The following is a 21055-nucleotide window of genomic DNA, read 5'->3' as shown; positions in this document are numbered from 1 at the left end:
CTTGCCGCTGCCGCGTCCGCGCCTAGAAGGGAGCGCCGCCCACTCCCGCGCCTCCGGGAGAGGCAACAGACAGTGCCGCCGCGCACTCGCGCGGCGACCACAAAAACGCGCCAGCGATCGTTACCGGCAGGCCGAGACCCGCGATGCGGGGCTCGGCGGCGACGAGCAAAGACCGGAGCCGTAGAGCGCGATCGCGCGGCAAGCGCGGGGCGTCCTTGCTAAAGAGATGCACCTTATCGTTTGAGCATCATCAGCGTTCGAAACAGCTGAATGCCCGCATGATGGTGGCTTGGATCACGATCTTGTCATCCAAGGCGTCACACGAATGCATTCGCTGTTGAATGTTCGATTTCACCGACCATTGGCCTTGAACCGACAAAAAGCCTGACTAGGCTTCTTCAACGCACTTTGGGGCACGCGAACCATGTCAGAGAGTTGGGCCAGTGTCACGAAGGCCTGGACAGAGAAAGTGCCCGGGCATGTTATCCTAGGCGTGATTATCGCTTTTGCTTTGCTGATCGCCCTTTTTCTTCTCACAACCCCACCCTGCGAAAGCCGATCGTTTGTTGCCATAACCAATGATCGAACGAAGCGAGCTGAATGTTCGCACAAGCCGGACACAGCGCCCAGCGAGGAGGTTGCACCAGCGAATGCTAATCCGCAGCCGTCAAACCCGTTGCCGGCTACAACTGGACAACCAACGATTACCTCGGTCCTAAATCCCGATATCTCATTTGATCCGAGTGGCCGCGAGGATTTCCGGAAACGCTATGGACTGACCGCAGTTGAGGCCGAGAGTGCGTCGCTAGAAGAGACGCCGAGTGGTAGTTTCGGCTTTGCTTATGGGGGGTCATTTGCCACTGTCTGGAAAGATAAGCTCGACACATTGACGATTCGGTCAATTTCACGCTCGGTTTATTTTGAGATTCAGAAGCGCCCTGACGGCAAAGTATATATCGTCGGGTTTATGCGGGGTGACAGCGCTAGGGAGATTCAGTCTTCCCGCACTTACCCTGAAAAAATTCGTCTCTACAGCGAACGATATAAGAAAAATGATGCAGTAATTGCAATTCCTTTGAATCAAGTAAAAACCGTCGGTCAATCAGAAATTGATGTAAATAGAGATAAGTACATACCTGTTTTGGACTTAGGATTTGAATGAATGTTTAGCGGTGCGCGCGCATATACAAATCTATGAATCTTGTCGCAGCAACCGCCGATACCCCCCGGCCGCCATGGCAAGCGCGTCCCGGGCGAGCCGACGGGTTCTTGAGCGCAGCGAATCATTCCCTTGATCCCGGGCCGCGCGCACCCGATCCTTCCCAAACAGAACCATCGCAATCTCCCGCTGGCTGGCGCCGTCCATGAGCGCGTCATGGACGCGCAGCATCGTCAGCCAGCGGTCCATTCTGGGCTCAGGCGGAAACAAGGACCGGGCGAACCGGCCATGACGGCATAAAGTGATGAGACGGCGAAGCGGCATGACCCGCGCCTCAGAAGTGGCGATGCCGCGCATGGCAAAGTCCAGCAGCACCGCCGGATGGCCCGTGAGGCTGCCATGCTCGACATCCAGCCGAATGCGCCGCCATCCATCGGATAAAACCGCATGTTCGCGGCCATCGCTGCCGGTCACGCTGACCAGCCAAGGCGCAATCCGGTCCCATGGAATGGCTTCCGGATCGCCCGGATCGGCCGGGGTCGCAACGACGCTCAGCGTGCCGGGATCGATCGCGCGGTGCCAGAGGATGCGGGCCTGATGGGCTTCGCATGCCGGGTCCTCGGCAAAAATGTACCCCCCATTGAATTGGAACCCTTGCACTCGCAGCCTCGCCGCAGGTCACTGCGCTCGCGGTGGCATACCAGGCGAGATAATCGGGATCGCGGCGCAGCCATTCCCACATCAGCCCTGCCCGATCGATGCCGCGCAGCCGCGCATAGGCACCAGCATCGCGCCAGTCCGGCCAGTGCCTGGGTCTGGCCCCGTCGCTCATCGGTCGGATGGCCTGCCAAGCGAAGGATCGAGTATTTGGCAGCCTCTTTTTCGTGGCAGCGCAGCATGATAGGCTGGGCCCAGAACCAGAGTTGCCGGAAGGCGGCCTGAGGCCCCGTCTTCCAGCCCGAACCAATTGGAAAGGGCGGCCTTGGGAGTTGCGGTGGCTTGAGACGCCGCCCGGGGCCGTGATGCTGCCCGATGGGCAAGCACGGCATGATCATGGAGTTCGAGCGCCTGGTCGAGGTGCGAACCGTAGATGATCTCGACCTCGCCATGCAGGCGGCAAGTGCGATGCTGGGCTTTCAATATTTCGCGCTCAGCCATCATGTCGACCTGAGCGAAGCCCAGGGCAGCGCCATCCGGCTGCACAATTATCCCCGGCAATGGGCTGATTATTATGAGCGCAATGCGCTTGGCGTTTCGGATCCGGTTCACCGGGCGAGCCATGTCACCAGCATCGGCTTTTGCTGGTCGCGCATGCCCGAGATGATCCCGCTGACCCCAAAGGATCAGCGCATCCTGGCGATGGGGCGCGAACAGGGCATTGGCGAGGGGTTCACCGTACCGGCGCATGTCCCTGGCGAATTGCGGGGCTCCTGCTCCTTTGCCAGCGAGACGGGCCGGCCGATCCCGGTCGACCAGCTTCCCATGGCGCAGCTTGCCGGCACATTCGCATTCGAGAGCGCGCGGCGCCTCTGGGTGAAGCGCGGGCATCGATCGCATCCGCCGCCGCCAGTGCTGACCGACCGGCAGCGCGATTGTCTCTTGTGGGTCGCGCGCGGCAAGACCGATTGGGAAACCGGCCAGATCCTTGGCGTCACCGAGGAAACGGTCGCGCGCCATATCAAGCAGGCCTGCGCGCGGTACGGGGTAAGCAAACGAACATCCCTGGTGATCCGCGCGCTGTTCGACGGAACCCTGACGTTCACGGATATTGCGCGCCGCTGATATCCCCCTTTCTGGGAATAGCGCTGCTGCCTGATCCCGATCGATCCTTGGCGAATCAACGACCAAGGGAAATGCGATCATGCTTCATGTCAGCCGCTTTGGATCCGAGCCGACCCCGGACGGCGTGCTCCGCTCGATGTTCGCCGCGCGAAAGTCGGTCTTTGTCGACCTCCTCAAATGGGACGTGCCGGTCATCGAGGATGCGTATGAGGTCGACCAGTTCGACGACGAGCATGCAACCTATCTGGTGCTGGCCGATGCCGATCATGCGCATCTCGCCTCGGCCCGCCTGTTGCCAACGACCCGCCCGCACATCCTTGGGGATTTTTATACCGAGCTGTGCGACACGCCGCCCCCTCAAGGTCCCGATATTTTCGAGATCACGCGCTTCTGCCTCGATCGCCGGCTGAGCACCGCCGACCGGCGATGCGTTCGAGATGAGCTCATCACTGGCCTTGTCGACCATGCCTTGAGCGCTGGCATCACCCGCTATGTTGCCATTGCCGCCACGGGCTGGTTCCAGCAGATGCTCGGCTTTGGCTGGCGCTGCCAGCCGCTCGGCAACCCGGTGACCATCGAGGGGGTCTCGCTGATCGCGCTCAGCATCGAGATCGATCCCGAGACGCCCGCCCGCCTTGTGGCGGCAGGCATTGGTTCCGGCAGGCCGGGCAGCGCTCGAAAGCGAGCCGCAGCATGAGCGCCGCACCGATCGCCAGCGCCAGTGCCAGCGAGATGGACGCCACAGCGCTGGCAAGCGCGCTTGGCGAGACTGGCTATGCCATCCTGCGCGGTGCGCTTGCGCCCAGCCTGATCGCCGGGATCGATCGGGAGCTCGAACCCGATTTTCGGGACACGCCCTTTTGCGAAGGCAGTTTCTACGGCGATACGACCAAAAGGTTCGGAAGGCTGCTTACCCGCTCGCAAGGGGTCGCCGCGCTGGTCAGCCATCCGCTGATCCTCGCGGCGGCCGAGCAGCTGCTGCTCCCCTGGTGCGACTGTATCCAGCTCAATGTCGCGCAGGCGATTGCCATTCATCCAGGTGCGCCCGCCCAGATGCCGCACCGGGACCAAGAGATGTGGCGGGTCCCTGCAGGCGAGGCCGAATATCTGGTCAATGTGATCTGGCCGCTGACGCCGTTCACGAAAGACAATGGCGCAACCTGTGTCTGGCCGCGCAGTCATGGCCGGCATGCCCTCGCGCCCGAGCCGCCCGAGGCGAGCGTTGCTGCCGAGATGCAGCCTGGCGATGCCCTGTTGTTCCTCGGCTCGACGCTGCATGGCGCTGGCGCCAATCACAGCCAGACCGTGCGCCGGGGCATCGTGATTGGCTATTCGCTGGGCTGGCTCAAGCCCCATGAAAATCCCTGGCTGGCCTATCCACCAGAGGTTGCGCGGCATTTTCCGCGCGAACTGGCCGGGATTATCGGCTATCGCCAGCACCGGCCCAATCTCGGCAATTTCGAGGGGCAATGCCCCTCGATCCTGCTCGATGGGAAAGGCGATCAGCGGCTTGGCGCGATCGATGCGCTGCTGCCGGAGCAGACCGCGATGGTCGATGCCTATCGCGCGGGCCAGGCGGGATGAACGCCGCCGGTCCGACCGCCGAGCGCATCTATGATGCGATCAAGGCCCATCTTCTGGAAGGACGGGTCAGGCCAGGCGCAAGGCTCGATCCGGCGCAACTGGCTGACCGGTTGCACAGCAGCGTGACCCCGGTGCGGGCGGCCCTCAATATCCTGGTCGGTGAAGGGCTTGTCCAAACCGGCACAGGCGAGGGGTTTCATCTGCCGCTGATTGACGAGCCGGCACTCAAGGACCTGTATGCCTGGAACCTGGATATTCTGACGATCGCCTTGCGCGCAGGCACCGGTGCATTTCCCGAGGTGAAGAGCGTTGGGATCGCCCAGCACCCATGGATGCGGCCTGCGGCATTGTTTGCAGCGATTGCGCGGCGCTCGCCCAATCTCGAGCATGCCCGCGCCATGGCCGGGCTCAATGACCGTCTCCAGGCGGTGCGCGTTGCAGAACAGGCCGTGCTGCCGGAACCTGCGGCTGAGCTCGACCGGCTGGACGGTCTCCTCCTTGCCGGAAATACCGCTCCGCTTCGCTCGGAGCTGCTGCGCTATCACCGGCGGCGGATCGGCAGTGCCGCCGCGATCTTGCGCCATCTCTACCGGATGCCGGACGCCAGTCTCGGATAATCGGCGAATCCAATCCATATTCAATTCGGATCGCTGAGCCGCGGGCCTAGCCTTGGACGTGCTGCATTCCCGCAGCGATTGAACCAGGAGCAAGGCATCATGACCCATGCAATGATCGACCTCGGTGCAGCGAGCATCGAAACCCTTGGCGGCACTGGCAACCTGCCGGACCTGATCCGCTTCGTCGAAGCCTCGGGCCTTTCGGACGACTGAGCCGCACGCGCACCGGCGTCGGCAACGGCGCCGGTGTCGCAGATGCCCCTGACCAGAACGAAGGAGAAGCGACATGGCGGCAAAAGCCCGATTGATCGATCTCGGCATGGCAAGCGCGGTGACCCTGGGCAGCGAGGGCATGATGCCCGACCTTGTCCGGTCGATCCCGCAGGCCGGGCTGTCCGAGGATTGAGGCAGCGGCCGGTGCCAACCGTGGCACCGGCCGCTGCTTGTCCCGTCATGGCCCATTATTGGCGCCTTTCCGAGCATGGCACCGTTGCCTTGTCTGCCGGGCGAGCGGTGTTCCTCAATGTGGCGGCCGATCGCTATGCGATGCTGCCACCTTCCCTGAACGCACCCTTCATTACATGGCTCAACGACCCCGCTCGGCCGCTTGATGCCGACTGCCGGGACAGTCTTTGCCGGTTGCTGGGACTTGATCACGACGCAGCGATCCTGCCCGAGCCGGTACCGGTCACAATCCCCTTGCAGCTCGAGACCGGTTGCTTGCCGAGGGTCGCGTCGGGGCTAGGGACGGCCCTGGCTGCAGCGAGGACGGTGTGGCGGGCCGAGCGCATGCTCAAGACCCGGTCTTTTGCCGATAATCTCGCCCGCCGTCGCGCCTTGCTGGCGATGGGCCGGGATGCCGATCCAGTTGCCATTCTTGCGCGGGCTGGCCACTTCTGGTCGGTTCGCCATCTTGCGCCGGTCCGCCGGGTTTGTCTGCTCGATTCGCTTGCCTTGCTGGACTGGCTCGCGCCCCGGCTTGGCGGGGTGGAACTGGTCTTTGGCGTGACCGCTTTGCCCTTTGGCGCGCATTGCTGGGTCCAGACGCGCGATGCGCTGCTTGGCGATGCGCCCGATACGATCGGCCGCTATGCCCCGATCCTGCATCTGTCGGCATGACAGATTGGTGTACCTTGCTGGCCTTGCCCAGCTCGCCCGGGCAGCTGGATCGCGCAGGCGAAGCGCTAGCGCGCACAGGGCTCGATGAACAGGCGTCCATGCCTGGTCTTCGGTTCTTTGCGAGCGATACCGTAGCGCATCGGCGGTTCGACGAGGGACACGGCGTGCTCATCGGCCAGGTTTTCGATAGCCAGGGCCAAAGTGCGGCCGATGCGCTTCGATCATCGCCGCCTGAAAGCGATGCCCTGATCAAGCGCTATTGGGGCAGCTATGTCGTGATCCGGCATACCCCCTCGGGCTGGTCGGTCCTGCGCGATGCTTCGCCGCTCGCTGCCTGCTATCTGGTTCGACTGGACAAGGCCTGGGCGGTGACCAATGCGCCGCGCCTGCTTCAGGATGCGGGGCTGTTTCAGCCCGTCCTGGATTGGCCAATGATCGTGGCTGCCCTTGCTTGCCGGGACTGGCGGCCAGTTCGCACGGCACTGATCGGGGTCGAGGAAGTGCTGCCCGGCACCGAGGCGAGGCTCAGCGACGCGGGCCCGCGCCATCGGCGCTGCTGGCAGGCCTGGGATCATGCCCCGATGACTGGCCGCAAGGTCCCTCCTGAAGCGCTGGTCGAGACGATCGATCGCTGCGCAGGGGCTTGGAGCCAGCTTTATCGCCGCCCGCTCATTGAGATTTCGGGCGGGCTGGATTCGGCAGTGGTTGCCGCAGCGCTCATCCCCCGGGCGGCGGAACCAAGGCTGATCACCTTTGCCGCAGGCGAGGGCGATCCCACCGAGCTTGGCTATGCTGAGGCGATTGCTGACGGGTTCGGGATCGATCTGGAGGTCACCCACCCTGAGATCAGCCAAGTCGATCTGCTCCGCTCCGCTGCCGCGCCGTTGCCGCGCCCTAATGCCCGTGCCTTTACCCAGGCAAGCGACTGGCTGAGCCTTGAATATGGCCGGCAGCTTGGCGCTGATTGTTTTGCGAGCGGCGGGGGCGGCGATGATTTGTTCGGCTATGGCCGCTCGGTCCTGCCGGCGATTGACCGGTTGCGGATCGAAGGGCCAGGCCCTGCCCTGATCCGGAGCTTGTCCGACATTGCGCGAATGAGCGATGCCACGCTCTGGGAAGCCCTGACGCAGTTCTGGCGCCGGCTAAGGACGCCGGGCCAAGCACCCGGCCACCGGATCGACGGCTCGTTCCTCAGCGCCGAGGCAATGGCAATGGCTGCGATGCCGGCTGCCCCGGATCGAGGGGCGTGCCGCATGCCGGGCAAGGCAGCCCATGTCCATGCCATCGCTACCCTGCCCAACCATCTCGAAGGCCATGGCCGGGCAGGGTTTGCGCCGGTCCTCTTTCCCCTGCTCTCCCAGCCGATCATCGAACACTGCCTTGCCGTGCCAAGCTGGCAATGGAGCGAGGGCGGGCGCAACCGCGCGCCTATCCGTCAGGGCTTTGCCGGCCGCCTGCCCCGAGCAGTGATCGAGCGGCGTTCCAAGGGGGCATTTGATGGCTTTTGCGCAAGGCTTTATGACCAGAACCGAGCGCTGATCCGGGAGGTGCTGATGCAGGGCTGGCTTGCCGATAAGCATCTCCTCGATCCGAACCAGGTCAACCAGGCGCTGGCCCAGCCCGTGCCATCGGCCCAATTGGTGATGCGGCTCCTGGCGCTCATCGATGTCGAGGCCTGGATCAGGAGCTGGGCCGCTCCGCCACTGCCTGCCGGTCCCGCAGCGCGTCCCAGCGTCGATATTGCCCGGCCTTGAGGGGATCGGGATCGGCCCGGCCGTTCAGCCAATAGTCGAACCAGTCGATCCCTCGCTCATAGACGGCGAGCCGCTGCGCCGGGCGCCATTTCTGATGAAAGGCATCGGGAAAGACATGCATCTCGACCGGCGCCTTATGCCAATTGAGCGTGACATAGGTTTCGAGCCCCAATCGATATTCATCATCGGGCAGCTGGAACAGGATCGGGACCTTGATCCGCCCGGCATTGGCGGCGAGCGAATAGTCGTTCCAGAATGCCGCACCGGGCGCATTGGGGCCGGGATAGCCCCAGCGCTCGACGGCCTCAGAATAACCAGGCCCGGCAGCGAAATGGACGCTGCTTGGGTCATCGCAGCAGGAGCTCATCGCTGCCGCGCGGAAGCGGGACGAATGAATGAGCGCGAACTGGACGCTGGCTGCACCGTCGCTGAGCCCGGAAATGCCGATCCGGTCGGGATCGACAACGCCAAGCGCGATCGCCTGGTCGATCCCGGTTTCGATCGCGCGAAGCATGCGCCGCCGCTCGGCAAAGCCGGTCATGCCGATGCGGATGAAGCTGTCGATATCGGCAGCGCCGGAACCGGTAGCGGCGGGTGCCACGCGGTTGAAGCTGAAGACCGCAAAGCCCCGGGCGGCAAGCGCATGGACGGGATATTCATCGCCCGTGCCGCCCCGCAAAAAGCCCCGGCTTTGATATTGAACCACGACCAGCGGATGTTTTTCGCCCGGCCGGTGGGTTGGCGGCAGGACGAGATCGCCATAGCCAGCGACACCGTCACTGGCAGTCCAGCGCAGCCTTTGGACCTTGCCCATGGCGAGCGCGGCAAATTCGGGATTGGGATCGAAGATCACGCTTGAACGGCCACTCGATGGATCGAGCCGGGCAATGACCCTTGGCCGATCGGCTGTTTCATGGGCGCACACCAGCTCGCCGGCGAGCGCCTGGCACCCGAACCAGGCGTCGACAGTCGCAAAGAGCGTTTTGGGAGCAGCGTCCCGCCCGATCCGCCAGCGCAGGAAGCTCGTGACCCCGCCATTTTCCGGCGTGCCGCTTGCCATGAGGAGAAGGTCGCGGGGGCCCTGCCACCACAGAGCGCCGGTCGCCTGGCAGGCCGGGCTCTCACAAACCAAGCGGCGAGGCCCCGCTTCGACGATCAGTCGGGATGAGCCCATCCCCTGGCTTGGATCGACCGGCTCGAGCCAGGCGCCTGCGCCCTTCGCATTGGCCGTATAAAGGCGAGCCCCGGGCGGGAGCGGAGGCGCCTTGGTCGCCTCAGTCGGGATGGGACCTGCCTCGTGGCCGGTCTCGGGATCGATCCGGCGTTCGACAAAGGCAATGGGAAGAGGCGGGCGCGGCTTTGCTTCGGACAAGGTCCAGAAGCGATGATCATAAAGAAAGCCGCGCCGCCCTTCCGCATCGATTGCCGCCCGGGCCTCCGCCATTGGCCGGGTGGTCACAAGGAGCGTCTGGCCATCCGGTGCCCAGCGCACAGCGCGGACCTCCTCCTCGCCTTGGAGGACGGGCCACGCCCCTCCCCCATCGGTCCGTGCGCGCCAGACTTGGGTGAGACCCTTGTCACGCCTCAGATAGACAAGCCACGCACCATCGGGCGACCAGGCTGGCGTCACCCCCTCGATACTGCCCACCGGAAGGTCCGGAATGCCCCGCACATCGCCGCGCGCCAGAATGGGTTCGCCGCCCAGATCGACCAGGCGGGGCGTCCCCCCGGGCCTGAGCGGTACAACCACCAGCCCGACACAGAAGCGGTCGGTCTCGGGATCGCCGCGGCGAAGAACAAGCGCGGCTTCAGTCCCGTCAGGCGACAGGCTGAAGGGTGCTTTGCCGCCGACAAAATTTTCCGGGCCGCCAAAATCGCGTAAGCGCGCCAGATCGCCCGGTTCCACCGGACGCGGGGCCGGCATGACCGGCGCGAGGAGCGCCTCGCGGCAGCCAGCCCATGCGGGGAGGGGCTGGCAGAAGAGGACCGCACCAAGCGCTGCCAGGATGCGCCTCACCATGACTTGCTCACTGTCAATGCGACGACCCGGCCGAGCGGGCTGGCATTGTCGGGATCGAACCCCGCTGAAAAAGGCCCGAGAAAATAGGCAGCGCGGGGCGGATCGCGGTCGAAGAGATTGGTGGCACCAAGCGACAGGCTCCATCCCCTGCCCGGTCCGGCATCGCCAAAGCCATAAGCAATCTGGAGATCGACCGTTGTCCAGCTGGCGACCTGCTGGGGGGTCGCACTGGTCAGATTGGTGTAGCTGTCGATGTAATTGGCAAAGGCAGAGACCGTCCAATGTTGGTCGGACCAGGCGGCTCGGGCGCGCAGCCTGAGATCGACCGGGTTGCCGAGCCGGTCGACGACATCGACCGCCGGTGCCGTGGCGGTGAGACCCTGGCGGATGGTGAAAATATAGGCGCCGGTCAGGCCGAGATCGGCCGTCCCACCCAGCGCATCAAAGCGGTAGCCCAGGTCAAGATCGAGCCCGCTCTGCCGGACGACCGACAGATTCTGGAGCCGCGCATCGATGAGCAGTTCAATGTCGTCGGGCGCGAGATTGAAGGGGTTCTGGAAAACAGGCGCTGCAAAAAAGCCCTGGATGGTCGCCAGCGAAGGATTGGCATCGATAATGCCTTCATAGGTTGGCCGGTTTACCAGAAAAGCCAGCAGATTGGCTGCCGGAGAATCGATCCGGTCGCGATAATCGATGTTGTAATAAGTGAGGCTGGCGGTCAGGCCGGGAAGGGCAGCGGGCCGAAGGTCGAGCCCAAGCGTCCAGCTAGTCGCGCGCTCGGCTCGAAGCTCGGGATCATTGCCCCGGATGACAAGCACATTGGTGGTGCCGGTTACCGAAGCCGGATCGGGCAGCGTGAAGGCAAAGAACAGCGAATTGGCGGGGTCCTGGCGCAGATTGTTGAAATTGGGCGCGCGGAAGGATTTACCCCAGGTGCCGCGCAAGGTCGCGCCGCGAATGGGTTCCCAGGCGATGCCGAGCTTCGGATTGGTGGTAGCGCCAAAGTCGCTATAGCGTTCGGTCCGAAGGGCCGCCGAGAGATCGAGCCGATGAAGCCCCGGCAAATCCAGGCCCTCGCCAAAGACCGGGATGCTGAGTTCGCCATAAGCCGCCCGGACATTGCGGGGGTCGGGAAGATCGATGGGCGCCAGCGTCACCGGGGCGAGCATCGAGACATCGCTGATCGTCGGTCGCGCGCGGTAGCGTTCCTCGCGATATTCAGTGCCAACCGCGAGCCGCACATCGCCAGCCGGCAAGGCGACCAGCGGCCCATCGGCGCGAAGCGCTGCCGACCAGACGCTCCCGCCATTGCCAGCGCTGGTCGATCCCCGGATGCGTGCGATAGCCGCCGGACTATTGGTGCCGCCGCTACCGAACAGATTATAAGCCGTGGCCGGATCGGGGTCTGCAAGGGCCGCCGCAAGCCGGGCGGTATTGATGCGATTGTCGATCCGGCGCTCTTCGTCCTGCCGCCCCCAGGTGCCATGAAGGTCAATCGACCAGCGACCCAGTTCGGCCGCTGCACCAAGGCTGAGGCCATAGGCCTCGACACGGCCGCTCGTTGTTTCGGGGCCGAGATCATCGACAAAGCTGTACTGGACGCGGACCGGCTGGCGCGTACCGATCGGATCCACATAAAAGGGATTGGTGACCGGGATGGTGCGGGTCGCATTGCTGATCGGGCGCTCGCGCTTTTCAAAGCTGCGCGACGAATAAAGGCCGCGCGCATAAAGGTCGAAGCCCGGCATGACTTCCTGGCGCGCAGCGCCATAGACCGAGTGGCGCCGCTGGTCGGGAAGGAGGTCCGCCTGATCCCAGTCATTGCCGGGATTGAACTGGTTAGGGATAAGGTCACTGGCCTCGAGATTGCGACCATCCTGGCCAGACGGAATGGCAAAGATCTGGCCATTAGCCGCGATGATCGTCCCGGGACTGGCAAAGCGGGTCCGATTGTCCGTACCGCCATAAGCGCGAAGATCGTCGGTCGCATAGGCCCGGGCTGACGCCCCCAGCCGGGTCCGGCGATAAAATTCATAGGCGATCATCGCATGCCCGGTTCGCCAGCGCGTGCCGAGCAGCTGGCTCGCCACCACATCCTCGGCATCGCCATCGGCGGTAGCCACCCGAAGCCGGCTTTCAGCACCCGAAAAATTGCTGCGCGGGATGATATTGACGACGCCAGCCACCGCATCCGAGCCGTAAATCGCCGAAGCGCCATCGGCGACGATCTCGATCCGCTCGATCGCTGAAGCAGGGATCATCGAGACATCGCTGAAGATGCCGGAAAAGCCGCCCAAAGGCGGCCGGTCGCCATTCAGAAGAACGAGCGTCGAGCCGGTTCCCAGGCCGCGCAGGTTGATGCTCGAGCCAGCCGCCGTGTTGAGCCCTGATTCGGACTGGAAGGAGCTGACGCCGGCGGTCTCGCCCGGCGAGCCCCCGAAATTCTGCGGAATCGTCTGGGCAATATCCTGGACGGTCGCATAGCCGCTGCGTTCGATCGCCTTGCGATCAATCACCGTGACGGTCGAACCGACGGGCCCCGAACCCCGGATCCGCGTACCCGTGACCAGAATGTCCGCATCAACCGGACGTTCGTCTGAGGTTTCTGCGCTGCTATCCTGTTCGATGACGAGTCCATCCCCGGCGGGTCGTGCCCTCAGGCCAGATCCGGCCAGCAGGCGTTCAACCACTTCATCGAGCGTGAACGCACCGCGAACCGCCGGTGCCGTCTTGCCATTAAGGAGCTCGGCGGGCGCGGCAATGCTCCGGCCGGTCTGGGTTGCGACTATGCGCAGCGACCGGGCGAGTGGCTGGGCTGGCAGGTCATAGGTCTGGCGCTGCGCCTGTGCCGCAGCGGGTGAGGTATGCGCCGGCACAAGCATGGACATGGCAAGCGGCAATGCGGATTTGGCAAGAATGGGCATCGACAGGGGTCCCCCGGATTACGCACACCAACGCGGCGTGGCTGGGGGGTTCGACGTTGGTCGGCTGCGTTACCCTGGGAATTTATTTTGCCGGGGCGAGGAGGTAGTTGCGGTTGGCGTCCTGTGAGACATCGAGCGCGAAAGTGCGTCCGATCAGGCGAGCCAGTGCATTCTGGTCGCCTGATTTGAAGGTCCCGGTAAAGCGCAGCCGCCCCAACGCAGGATCGCGCAGGATGATCGCATGGCGGCCGTAGCGGTTGGCAGCGATGACAACGTCTGCGAGCGGGGCGTCCTCGAAGGAAAGCATGCCCGAAGGCCAGTTTCCATCGATTACACGAGCCTCGACAAGTTTGTCTGGCGCCTTTGCTGAAGTCGCGAGCTGCTGGCCCGGTTTTAGAAGGCGCCCGCCCTTGGCAGCGCCGACTGCGGCTGAATGGCGGACCTCGACAGAGCCCTGAAGCAAGGTGACGACAACGGCGCTATTCCCCAGGTCAACATCGAATAATGTCCCATGCGCGATGACCTCGCGCTGACCGGCATGAACGACAAAAGGTCGCTCGCGGTCATGGGCAACGGCGAACCGCGCGCGCCCCCGGATCAAGTTCAATCGCCGCTCACCTGAATCGAAGCGGACTTCCACCTCGCTATCGGTATCGAGCGTGAGCCGCGACCCGTCGCCGAGCGTCATGCTGCGAATTTCGCCGATCTTGCTGGCGATCTGAGACCCGGCACCCAAATTGGCTGGTTTGAGGTTGGCATAGACAAGATTGCCGACAATCAGGAGCAGCAGCGCGGCCGCAGCCACCTGCGCAGCCTTTATCCAGGCTTGACGCTGAAAGACAGGCGCAGCGCGATGCGCCGAGCTATCCGCAAGCAGGGCGGTATCCTCCCAACTATCGAGGACAGCATCATAAGCGTCCGCATACTCGGGGTCAGAGGCATACCATTGCTCGAACCGATCCATGTCGTCCGCGCTTGGATCCGCACGCAATCGAGCAAGCCAGGCAATGGCCTGTTCGCGCACAGGATCTGCTGCGCCTTCAATCCCGTCTTTCTGGGACATTAGTCCTTCAGCGCCCGATCGAGATGGTCGATTGCCTTGGTCATATGCCATTCGACGCCTTTGACGCTCAATTCATGTCGTTCCGCAATCTCTTTATAGGTTAATCCGTCAAGCCGATGTGCGAGGAAAATGGCCCGCGTCTTCGGCTTGAGGCGCAGCAAGGCCTGCTGAAGGCGATTGAGTTTGTCACGCGCTTCCAACCTCGCCACCGGATCACAATCGGGAAGGGCGACATCGTCAACCGAGATATGGCGTGCGAGTGATCGGTTGAGCGCTGATCGTGCGCGATCGCGCAGCAGATTCAAAGCGATTTGATTGAGATAGGCTTCTGCGCAGTCAACGCGGCCGTCCCTGATGGTCTCTGCATTCACAAGACGCAGAAAGCTCTCTTGGACAAGATCGCCAGCATCTTGATGATCGGCGCTGCGTTTGAAGAAGCGCAGCAGCTTAGGGCCGTGCACATCATATAAATGATCGACGCGCGAGACAGGTCGACAAACCCGGTCTTGAGGCGGCAGTGGGTCGTCCACGTTAATCCGAGCTGTCGCAATAAAGCGCGTTATATTGCGGGTCATTGGATTTGCCGCTGAGCAAGCGTCAGCCGGGCAACGGGTGTCGAACTTCCGCTATGTTGGTGCCCAGACATTTAGATGTAGCCCACAGTTGTGAGCGCTCGAGGGCAAAAGCCGGGTGTTGAGAACATGCTTGAGACATGCGCCGATGCCTTTGGCCGCACGCGGCTTGGACTACGCATCGGCCACCCGGCCGAATGGATGCTGGTCTCGTTTCTCAAGCGAGGTTCTCACGCCCCGGCGCCACCCTTGTCGCGCTCGAATAGACTAACTCGAATGAGAAGAGATGCAATCCATCTATTCGTTCCCAATTTTGCTATTTATCGAGACTTCGAACGACCAACCGATCAGTCGTCAATACAGGCGAGGTGAGCTGTTTTGACGTGATAGGGTGGACGACCCCTGCACCGGCATAGATGTGCAATGATGTGGTCGTGAGCCACGTCTAGGAGTCGATCCATGCAGCAGGAAGTTGTGATGGTCTGAGCCTCGACCTTCCTCCACCTACGAGTAGAGCCGACGGCCCGATTGATGCCCATGCTTGGGCGTGATGACCACCGGGTTGGGGGTTAACCCCCAACCCGGTTTGCCGATGGATTTGGCCGCCATCTCGGCCGGGGTCAGGTTGCCCAGGCTCGAGTGGGGCCGGTAGTGATTGTAGTCGCGCCGCCAGGCGGCCAGCACCGACCGGGCCTGGGTCAGGCTGGTGAAGATCGTCTCGTTCAGGCACTCGTCCCGCAGGCGAGCATTGAAGCTCTCGATGAACCCGTTCTGCTGCGGCTTACCTGGTGCGATGTAGTGCCACTCGACGTCGCGCTCCTTGGACCAGCGCAGGATCGACATGCTCGTCAGTTCAGTGCCGTTATCGCTGACAATCAGCGCTGGGCGGGACCGTTCGGCAATTGCCCGGTCGAGCTCCCGGGGCACCCGCAGGCCTGAAATCGAGGTGCCTGCGATGAGCCGGACACACTTGCGGGTGAAGTCGTCGACCACGGCAAGGATCCGGAACCGACGCCCACAGGCGAACGCATCGGACACGAAGTCCAGCGACCAGCGCTGGTTGCAGCCCTGTGGGATGGCCATGGGTGCTTGTGTGCCCAGCGCCCGTTTGCGGCCGCCGCGGCGCCGCACCTGCAGACGCTCCTCGCGGTACAGCCGTCGGAATTTCTTATGGTTGATCCGAACACCCGCTCAAGGTGAGCCACCGCTTCCCGCCTGGCGGCGGGCGCTACCATTTTTTTGATGTGATCTCCTTGAGCATCGCATTGTCCAGCATGGCTTCGGCCAGGAGCTTCTTCAGCTTGCTGTTCTCGTCCTCGAGCTGCCGCAGGCGTTTGGCCCCGGACACCTCCAGGCCGCCGAACTTGGCCTTCCACTTGAAGAAGGTCGCGCTGCTGACGCTGTGCCGGCGACAGACATCCGCCGTCGCCATCCCGGCCTCCTGCTCCTTCAAGATCGCGATGATCTGTTCCTCGCTGAACCTGCTCCGCTTCATTCCGTCTGACTCCCTAAGTGGGGCCGGACTCTACTCAAATCTGGAGGAAATTGCGGGGCTCAGACCAACGCGCACCAGCCAAGCTTCGCGCTGAAAACCTGGGCGCTCAAGATCACAAAACGACGCGACCTCAAAAAAGCCAGGGTAGCGCTCGCTCGCCGCCTCGCCGTCATCATGCATGCCATGCTGCGCGACGGGACTTTGTTCGAGGCCTGAGATACGGTAAAACCAGTTCGCCAGCGGTGATGCTCCCCAGCTGACCCAATGGCGGTGTCCCGCGAGGGAACGCAGGGACGGACGATATGCGAAGGTTACCGGATGGGCCCTCAAGCCCGCTTCGAGTCAATGCAACGCCCGGCCTTGTGAGACCCAATACAGCACCACCGATCCATCGGCCGGCAAGTGCGTACAGATCCTTGAAACCCTCAAGGCACAACCGCCAAGCAATTGTAAATTACAGATCCTGACCCTAAAACTAATTAAGCGACTCTTTAGGCTTCCTTACGATGTACCATCCCCTCGCGTATTAAAAAACCAGAAACTAGGGATGTTACAGCAATAGACCAGCCACTAGAATCTGATATAATAAATATAATTGACATGGCAGAGAAACATAACCCCAATATCGTTGTTATATTAAATAATAACCTTAGCTTTGTCATCTCGATTTCTCCGGCTTCAAACCTTTTTCAATTACATTGAAACACGCCAAACCCCCTTCGTAAGTAGCAATCCCCCCCCCAGCAAAATCCCCGCTAAGCGAGATGTCGCCGCCCCGAATATTCCTGTAGCACAACCTACAGGATCGCCCAAATCTTGCAATGCTCGTTTAAGCGAGACACCCTCGCCTGGTGGTAAATCGCCCTTGGCAAGCCGAGTTTTTTTGGAAATCGTATCAAAATATTTGAATTAGATTGACTTTGAATTCTTGCATTCACTTGATTTTTATTTTCGGCACATTGGAGAATTAATTCCTTCTTTAATTGCGCCAATATGCTTGCTCTAATGGTAGATATTGAAGCGACTCCACCACCGCTCCCGCTATCCGTGCCTCGAGGCGATGGGCTGGATTGAACCTGCGGGCGGCGAGCAACCACCTCGATCGAAGGGCAAACCGAGTTTTCGCCGCCCTCCTCACATTCCTTCTGCAGTTTCTTTAGCTCTTCGATACACTGGTCGTAAGCATCACCACTAAATTTGTAACAGTCCAGCATTCTGAACCGCCCCGGGATTGCCGGAGGCCATTTGGTGAACCGCCCCGGGATTGCCGGAGGCCATTTGGTTTGAGTTACGCGGCCATGGGGACGTCGTCTATCATGGCCTAGTATCGTTGTTCGGCTTCTGCTGGCGGGATGTTGCCGATCGGCTCCAGCAATCGGCGGTGGTTGAACCAGTCCACCCATTCGAGCGTGGCGAACTCGACGGCTTCGAAGGAACGCCATGGCCCACGCCGGTGGATCACTTCGGCCTTGTAAAGGCCATTGATCGTCTCGGCCAAAGCGTTGTCGTAGCTGTCACCGATACTGCCGACCGAAGGCTCGATGCCGGCCTCGGCGAGGCGTTCGGTGTATTTTATGGATACGTATTGCGATCCACGGTCGCTGTGATGAACCAGGCCGCCACGATGTACTGGTCGGCGATCATGGAGCGCCTGCTCCAGGGCATCCAGCACGAAGCTGGCATGGGCCGTTCGGCTGACCCGCCAGCCAACGATATAGCGGGCGTAGACGTCGATCACGAACGCGACATAGACGAACCCGCCCCAGGTCGAGACGTATGTAAAATCGGAGACCCACAACCTGTTGGGCGCTGGTGCGTGGAACTGGCGGTTGACGTGGTCCAGCGGGCAAGGTGCCGCCTTGTCGCTGATCGTGGTGCGCACCGGCTTGCCCCGGATCACGCCCGCCAGGCCCATCGCCCGCATCAGTCGTGCAACCGTGCAACGCGCAACATCGAAGCCTTCACGCCGCAGTTGTCGCCAGACCTTGCGTACGCCGTAGACGCGGAAGTTGGCCTCGAACACGCGCCCCACCTTGATCCTGAGCGCAGCATCGCGTCGCGCCCGCGCCGACAGGCGCTGTGGATCCTGTCGCTGCGCGATGTGTGCATGGTAGGTCGATGGGGCGATCGGCAGAACCTTGCAGATCGGCTCGACCCCGTGATCAGCGCGGTTATCATCGATAAACGCGATCATCGCTTGAACGGGCGGTCGAGCTCCGCCTGCGCAAAATATGCCGATGCCTTACGAAGAATCTCGTTGGCTTGCCGCAGCTCGCGAACCTCGCGTTCTAGCGCCTTCAGCTTGTCGGCCGTATCGGTCGGCACGCCAGCACGCTTGCCGCTGTCGACCTCGGCCTTCTTCACCCACTCGTGAAGCGTCTGGGGTGCGCAGCCGATCTTCTCGGCGACCGACACCACGGCTGACCAACGCGACGGATAATCGCCTTCGTGATCCAATATCATCCGCACCGCTCGAGTGCGAACCTCGGGTGAAAACTTGTTCGTTGTCTTGCTCATACAGGCTCCGCCTTCTCAGGAGTTGGAGCCTCCGACAATCCCGGGGCGGTTCACTAAGTTCAATGAGCGGCTGACAGCTCGCGACCCAGATCGGGCCATTCACGATCGCTAAAGCGAACACCGAGATCAACCTACAGCCTCCGTGCTGATTTCGAGATCGGGCAAACTCTGCTCATTATCAGGAAAACGTAGACCAGCGCTGTGTCAAAACCCTGCCGTTATTGACGCTGCTTCGCCCGCTTATTCCTTTGGAGAAACCGAGCCGAACCTAACTTGGCTGTCAACTAAGTTGATGACGACGCGCATCCTTTTGTGCTTCAAGATCGTGTCTGTCGCGACATAGCAGGGGGTAAGCAAAGTGACGTTCTTCACCCGTTTCATCACATTCTTATCTTGCATTGGGCTTTCCGCCACGGCCACGACGCTGCTCGCCCAACCCGTTGAGGAAGTCGTTTTCCGTGACGTCCGGGTGTTTGATGGCACGTCTGACAGCCTGACTGCACCGACGACTGTCGTAGTCCGAGGCAACACGATCATCGCAATCGGAACTCAAGCAAGTCCGCAGAGCGATCAAGCCACGGTCATTGAAGGGAGCGGCCGCACCTTGATGCCTGGTCTTATCGACAACCACGTGCACATGATGTTCAACAGCCTCTCTCCTGCGCAGATGGCCTCGCCCGACATGGGGCTTGATAAGATTATGCAGCTATCGGCGGGACAGGCGCAGGCGATGCTGCTGCGTGGCTTCACAGCGGTACGCGACGTGGGCGGCCCCTCGTTCGAGCTGAAACAGCTTATCGATAGCGGCAGGGTGAAGGGTCCGCGTATCTGGCCCTCGGGGCCCATGATCTCACAAACTTCGGGCCACGCGGACTTGCGTGGACCGACGGAGCCCTCGCGCCGCTTTTCGGGCAAGATGTCGCACGCCGAGGAAGTTTGGGCGAGCGTCATCGCCGACGGGCGTGACGAGGTGCTGACGGCGGTACGCGAAAACTTGAGGATGGGTGCCAGCCAGATCAAGATTGCCGCAGGTGGCGGTACAAGTTCGGAATTCGATCCGCTCGACGTGACGCAATACACGCTTGATGAAATGAAAGCCGCGGTTGACGCCGCATCGGACTGGAACACCTACGTCACTGTTCACGCATACCACCCCAAGTCGGTGCGCCGCGCGATCGAGGCGGGGGTCAAGGTGATCGAGCACGGCAACCTTCTCGACGAGCAGACTCTCAGGCTGATGGCCAAACAGGGCATATGGCTTTCCGGACAGATGCTAGTGGATTCCACCGAAGCGATGGATCCGAAGCGGCGCGAGAAAAGGCAACCGGTGATTGAGGGGCAAAGAATCGTCTGGCCAATGGCCAAGCGCCTCGGGGTGAAGCTTGCGTGGGGGACCGACTTCCTGTTCGAACCAGAACTCAACGTGCAGCAGAACAATTATATCCTGCGCTTAAAACCCTATTTCACGCCGGCCGAGTTGCTGCGGCTGGTAACCTCGCAGAACGCTGAACTGCTGGCGCTGTCCGGTCCGCGCACGCCTTATCAGGGCAGACTGGGAGTAGTCGCGGAGGGCGCCCTGGCGGACCTCATCCTCGTGGAAGGTGACCCACTTACGAATATCGACCTGATTGGCGACCCGGCAAAGAACTTCGTGGTGATTATGAAGGACGGGGTGATCGTGAAGGGAGGCAAGCTATGAGCAGGCTGGCCCGAACCTTTACGATCGCGCTGGCGCTCACCGCGATGCCGCTCGCCGCACAGGACACCGAAGAGCGCGAGCCGACCAATGCCGCGCAGGTCACCGTCTATGGCTGGATGGCGGGGGCAACCGGCGAGTTCCGGCCCTTCGACGGGGCACCGACTATCGGCTTCGACAACTCCTTCGACGAGGTGCTCGAAGACCTCGACGCGGCATTCTTCGCCAATGCGCTGATCCGCCGTGACCGTTTCGTTGCGACTGCCGACGTCTCCTACGCGGCGCTTTCGCGCGACGGTCGGGTGCCGCCGGGCGTCCCCGCCTCGGGCAAGATTTCGCAGCTTGCAATAACCGGACTCGCCGGTGTGCGTGTCAAAGACAGCGATACGATCAGCATCGATCTTCTTTCGGGCGCGCGGCTGTGGAACCTTGATGGGCTGGTCTCCGCGCCGCTCGTCGGTGTCAGCGCGGCACCAGGCAAGACCTTCGTCGACCCAGTCGTCGCCACCCGCATTAATACCCCCGTCGCACCGCGCCTTTCAGCACTGATCCAGGCTGACATCGGCGGTTTCGGCTTGGGCTCTGACTTCACCTATCAAGTGACGGGCACGCTTAACTATCGTGCTTCCGACCGCTTCTTCGTTTCGGCAGGCTGGCGTCATCTACATCTCGACTACGCGACCGGCGGTACCCGGTTCGAGGGGAGTCAGACCGGCCCGCTCCTCGGCATCACTCACCGGTTCTGAGCCCGGA

18 protein-coding genes, 3 pseudogenes and 1 other annotated feature are annotated in these 21055 nt (G+C 62.0%); of the genes and pseudogenes, 12 read left to right on the top strand and 9 right to left on the bottom strand.

Translation table 11 applies throughout. The annotated features are described in order from the left end of the window. Positions 1-424 precede the first annotated feature (424 nt). Entirely contained in the window at positions 425-1162 is a 738-nt protein-coding gene (locus ACNI3Q_RS07015; RefSeq protein ID WP_426275202.1) for a hypothetical protein, read from the top strand. Between the two features lie 30 nt (positions 1163-1192). On the opposite strand, the gene ACNI3Q_RS07010 is transcribed toward ACNI3Q_RS07015, so the two are convergent. Continuing rightward, a complete protein-coding gene (locus tag ACNI3Q_RS07010; RefSeq protein WP_426275200.1) occupies positions 1193-1633 on the bottom strand; it encodes a DUF2285 domain-containing protein in 441 nt (146 codons plus the stop codon). A gap of 163 nt (positions 1634-1796) precedes the next feature. Next, positions 1797-1991, bottom strand: a pseudogene (locus tag ACNI3Q_RS07005) (transcriptional regulator domain-containing protein); the annotation flags it as partial. Between the two features lie 221 nt (positions 1992-2212). Here ACNI3Q_RS07005 and ACNI3Q_RS07000 point away from each other — a divergent pair. The 8 genes from ACNI3Q_RS07000 to ACNI3Q_RS06965 all read left to right on the top strand — a co-directional run bounded on the left by ACNI3Q_RS07000 (position 2213) and on the right by ACNI3Q_RS06965 (position 8015). Next, entirely contained in the window at positions 2213-2941 is a 729-nt protein-coding gene (locus tag ACNI3Q_RS07000; protein WP_426275198.1) for a LuxR family transcriptional regulator, read from the top strand. A 136-nt stretch (positions 2942-3077) separates the two neighbouring features. Continuing rightward, positions 3078-3638 carry an acyl-homoserine-lactone synthase gene (locus ACNI3Q_RS06995; RefSeq protein ID WP_426275196.1) on the top strand — a complete coding sequence of 187 codons (561 nt, stop codon included), beginning with the start codon at positions 3078-3080 and terminating at the stop codon, positions 3636-3638. Next, positions 3635-4525 carry a phytanoyl-CoA dioxygenase family protein gene (locus ACNI3Q_RS06990; protein WP_426275194.1) on the top strand — a complete coding sequence of 297 codons (891 nt, stop codon included), beginning with the start codon at positions 3635-3637 and terminating at the stop codon, positions 4523-4525. Before ACNI3Q_RS06995 ends, ACNI3Q_RS06990 begins: the two co-directional genes overlap by 4 nt. Continuing rightward, positions 4522-5142 (top strand): GntR family transcriptional regulator, encoded by a 621-nt coding sequence (locus ACNI3Q_RS06985; protein WP_426275192.1) that lies wholly within the window; start codon positions 4522-4524, stop codon positions 5140-5142. The genes ACNI3Q_RS06990 and ACNI3Q_RS06985 overlap by 4 nt, the downstream gene beginning before the upstream one ends. 99 nt (positions 5143-5241) lie before the next feature. Further along, positions 5242-5355: a benenodin family lasso peptide gene (locus tag ACNI3Q_RS06980; protein WP_260021018.1), complete on the top strand. Its 114-nt coding sequence runs from the start codon at positions 5242-5244 to the stop codon at positions 5353-5355. Between the two features lie 73 nt (positions 5356-5428). Then, positions 5429-5548, top strand: coding sequence for a hypothetical protein (locus tag ACNI3Q_RS06975; protein WP_426275189.1), 120 nt, complete (start codon positions 5429-5431; stop codon positions 5546-5548). A gap of 107 nt (positions 5549-5655) precedes the next feature. Further along, positions 5656-6261: a lasso peptide biosynthesis B2 protein gene (locus ACNI3Q_RS06970; protein WP_426275187.1), complete on the top strand. Its 606-nt coding sequence runs from the start codon at positions 5656-5658 to the stop codon at positions 6259-6261. A gap of 98 nt (positions 6262-6359) precedes the next feature. After that, positions 6360-8015 carry an asparagine synthase-related protein gene (locus ACNI3Q_RS06965; RefSeq protein ID WP_426275185.1) on the top strand — a complete coding sequence of 552 codons (1656 nt, stop codon included), beginning with the start codon at positions 6360-6362 and terminating at the stop codon, positions 8013-8015. Here the strand turns inward: ACNI3Q_RS06965 and ACNI3Q_RS06960 are convergent. The 5 genes and pseudogenes from ACNI3Q_RS06960 to ACNI3Q_RS06940 form a co-directional block, all read right to left on the bottom strand. Further along, complete coding sequence (locus tag ACNI3Q_RS06960; protein WP_426275183.1) at positions 7942-10035, bottom strand: Atxe2 family lasso peptide isopeptidase; 2094 nt, start codon at positions 10033-10035, stop codon at positions 7942-7944. The genes ACNI3Q_RS06965 and ACNI3Q_RS06960 overlap by 74 nt on opposite strands. Continuing rightward, on the bottom strand, positions 10029-12959 hold the full coding sequence (locus ACNI3Q_RS06955) for a TonB-dependent receptor domain-containing protein (protein ID WP_426275181.1): 2931 nt from the start codon (positions 12957-12959) through the stop codon (positions 10029-10031). The genes ACNI3Q_RS06960 and ACNI3Q_RS06955 overlap by 7 nt, the downstream gene beginning before the upstream one ends. Positions 12960-13041: 82 nt before the next feature. Further along, positions 13042-14022, bottom strand: a complete 981-nt coding sequence (locus ACNI3Q_RS06950) for a FecR family protein (RefSeq protein WP_426275179.1) — start codon at positions 14020-14022, stop codon at positions 13042-13044. Further along, positions 14022-14552 (bottom strand): RNA polymerase sigma factor, encoded by a 531-nt coding sequence (locus ACNI3Q_RS06945; RefSeq protein WP_426275177.1) that lies wholly within the window; start codon positions 14550-14552, stop codon positions 14022-14024. The genes ACNI3Q_RS06950 and ACNI3Q_RS06945 overlap by 1 nt, the downstream gene beginning before the upstream one ends. 546 nt (positions 14553-15098) lie before the next feature. Further along, positions 15099-16089 (bottom strand): annotated as a pseudogene (locus ACNI3Q_RS06940) (IS3 family transposase). 24 nt (positions 16090-16113) lie between these two features. On the opposite strand from ACNI3Q_RS06940, the pseudogene ACNI3Q_RS06935 reads away from it, so the two are divergent. Further along, a pseudogene (locus ACNI3Q_RS06935) lies at positions 16114-16305 on the top strand (IS110 family transposase); the annotation flags it as partial. 581 nt (positions 16306-16886) lie between these two features. Here the strand turns inward: ACNI3Q_RS06935 and ACNI3Q_RS06930 are convergent. Both ACNI3Q_RS06930 and ACNI3Q_RS06925 read right to left on the bottom strand, forming a co-directional pair. Then, positions 16887-17303, bottom strand: coding sequence for a hypothetical protein (locus ACNI3Q_RS06930; RefSeq protein WP_426275175.1), 417 nt, complete (start codon positions 17301-17303; stop codon positions 16887-16889). A gap of 107 nt (positions 17304-17410) precedes the next feature. Beyond that, a protein-coding gene (locus ACNI3Q_RS06925; RefSeq protein ID WP_426275173.1) for an IS3 family transposase occupies positions 17411-18606 on the bottom strand; the annotation gives its coding sequence in 2 pieces (ribosomal slippage) (positions 17411-18318 and positions 18318-18606; 1197 coding nt in all). Beyond that, positions 18209-18325: a sequence feature (AL1L pseudoknot), on the bottom strand. (Overlaps the previous gene by 117 nt.) Positions 18607-18964: 358 nt before the next feature. On the opposite strand from ACNI3Q_RS06925, the gene ACNI3Q_RS06920 reads away from it, so the two are divergent. Both ACNI3Q_RS06920 and ACNI3Q_RS06915 read left to right on the top strand, forming a co-directional pair. Further along, a complete protein-coding gene (locus ACNI3Q_RS06920) occupies positions 18965-20305 on the top strand; it encodes a metal-dependent hydrolase family protein (RefSeq protein WP_426275171.1) in 1341 nt (446 codons plus the stop codon). Continuing rightward, entirely contained in the window at positions 20302-21048 is a 747-nt protein-coding gene (locus ACNI3Q_RS06915) for a hypothetical protein (RefSeq protein ID WP_426275169.1), read from the top strand. The genes ACNI3Q_RS06920 and ACNI3Q_RS06915 overlap by 4 nt, the downstream gene beginning before the upstream one ends. Positions 21049-21055 lie beyond the last annotated feature (7 nt).

Origin of the sequence: Sphingomonas eleionomae (genome assembly GCF_049889035.1) — a bacterium.
In the GTDB taxonomy this organism is placed as follows: Bacteria; Pseudomonadota; Alphaproteobacteria; order Sphingomonadales; family Sphingomonadaceae; genus Sphingomonas.
This window is presented reverse-complemented; position numbering and strand designations above follow the sequence as displayed.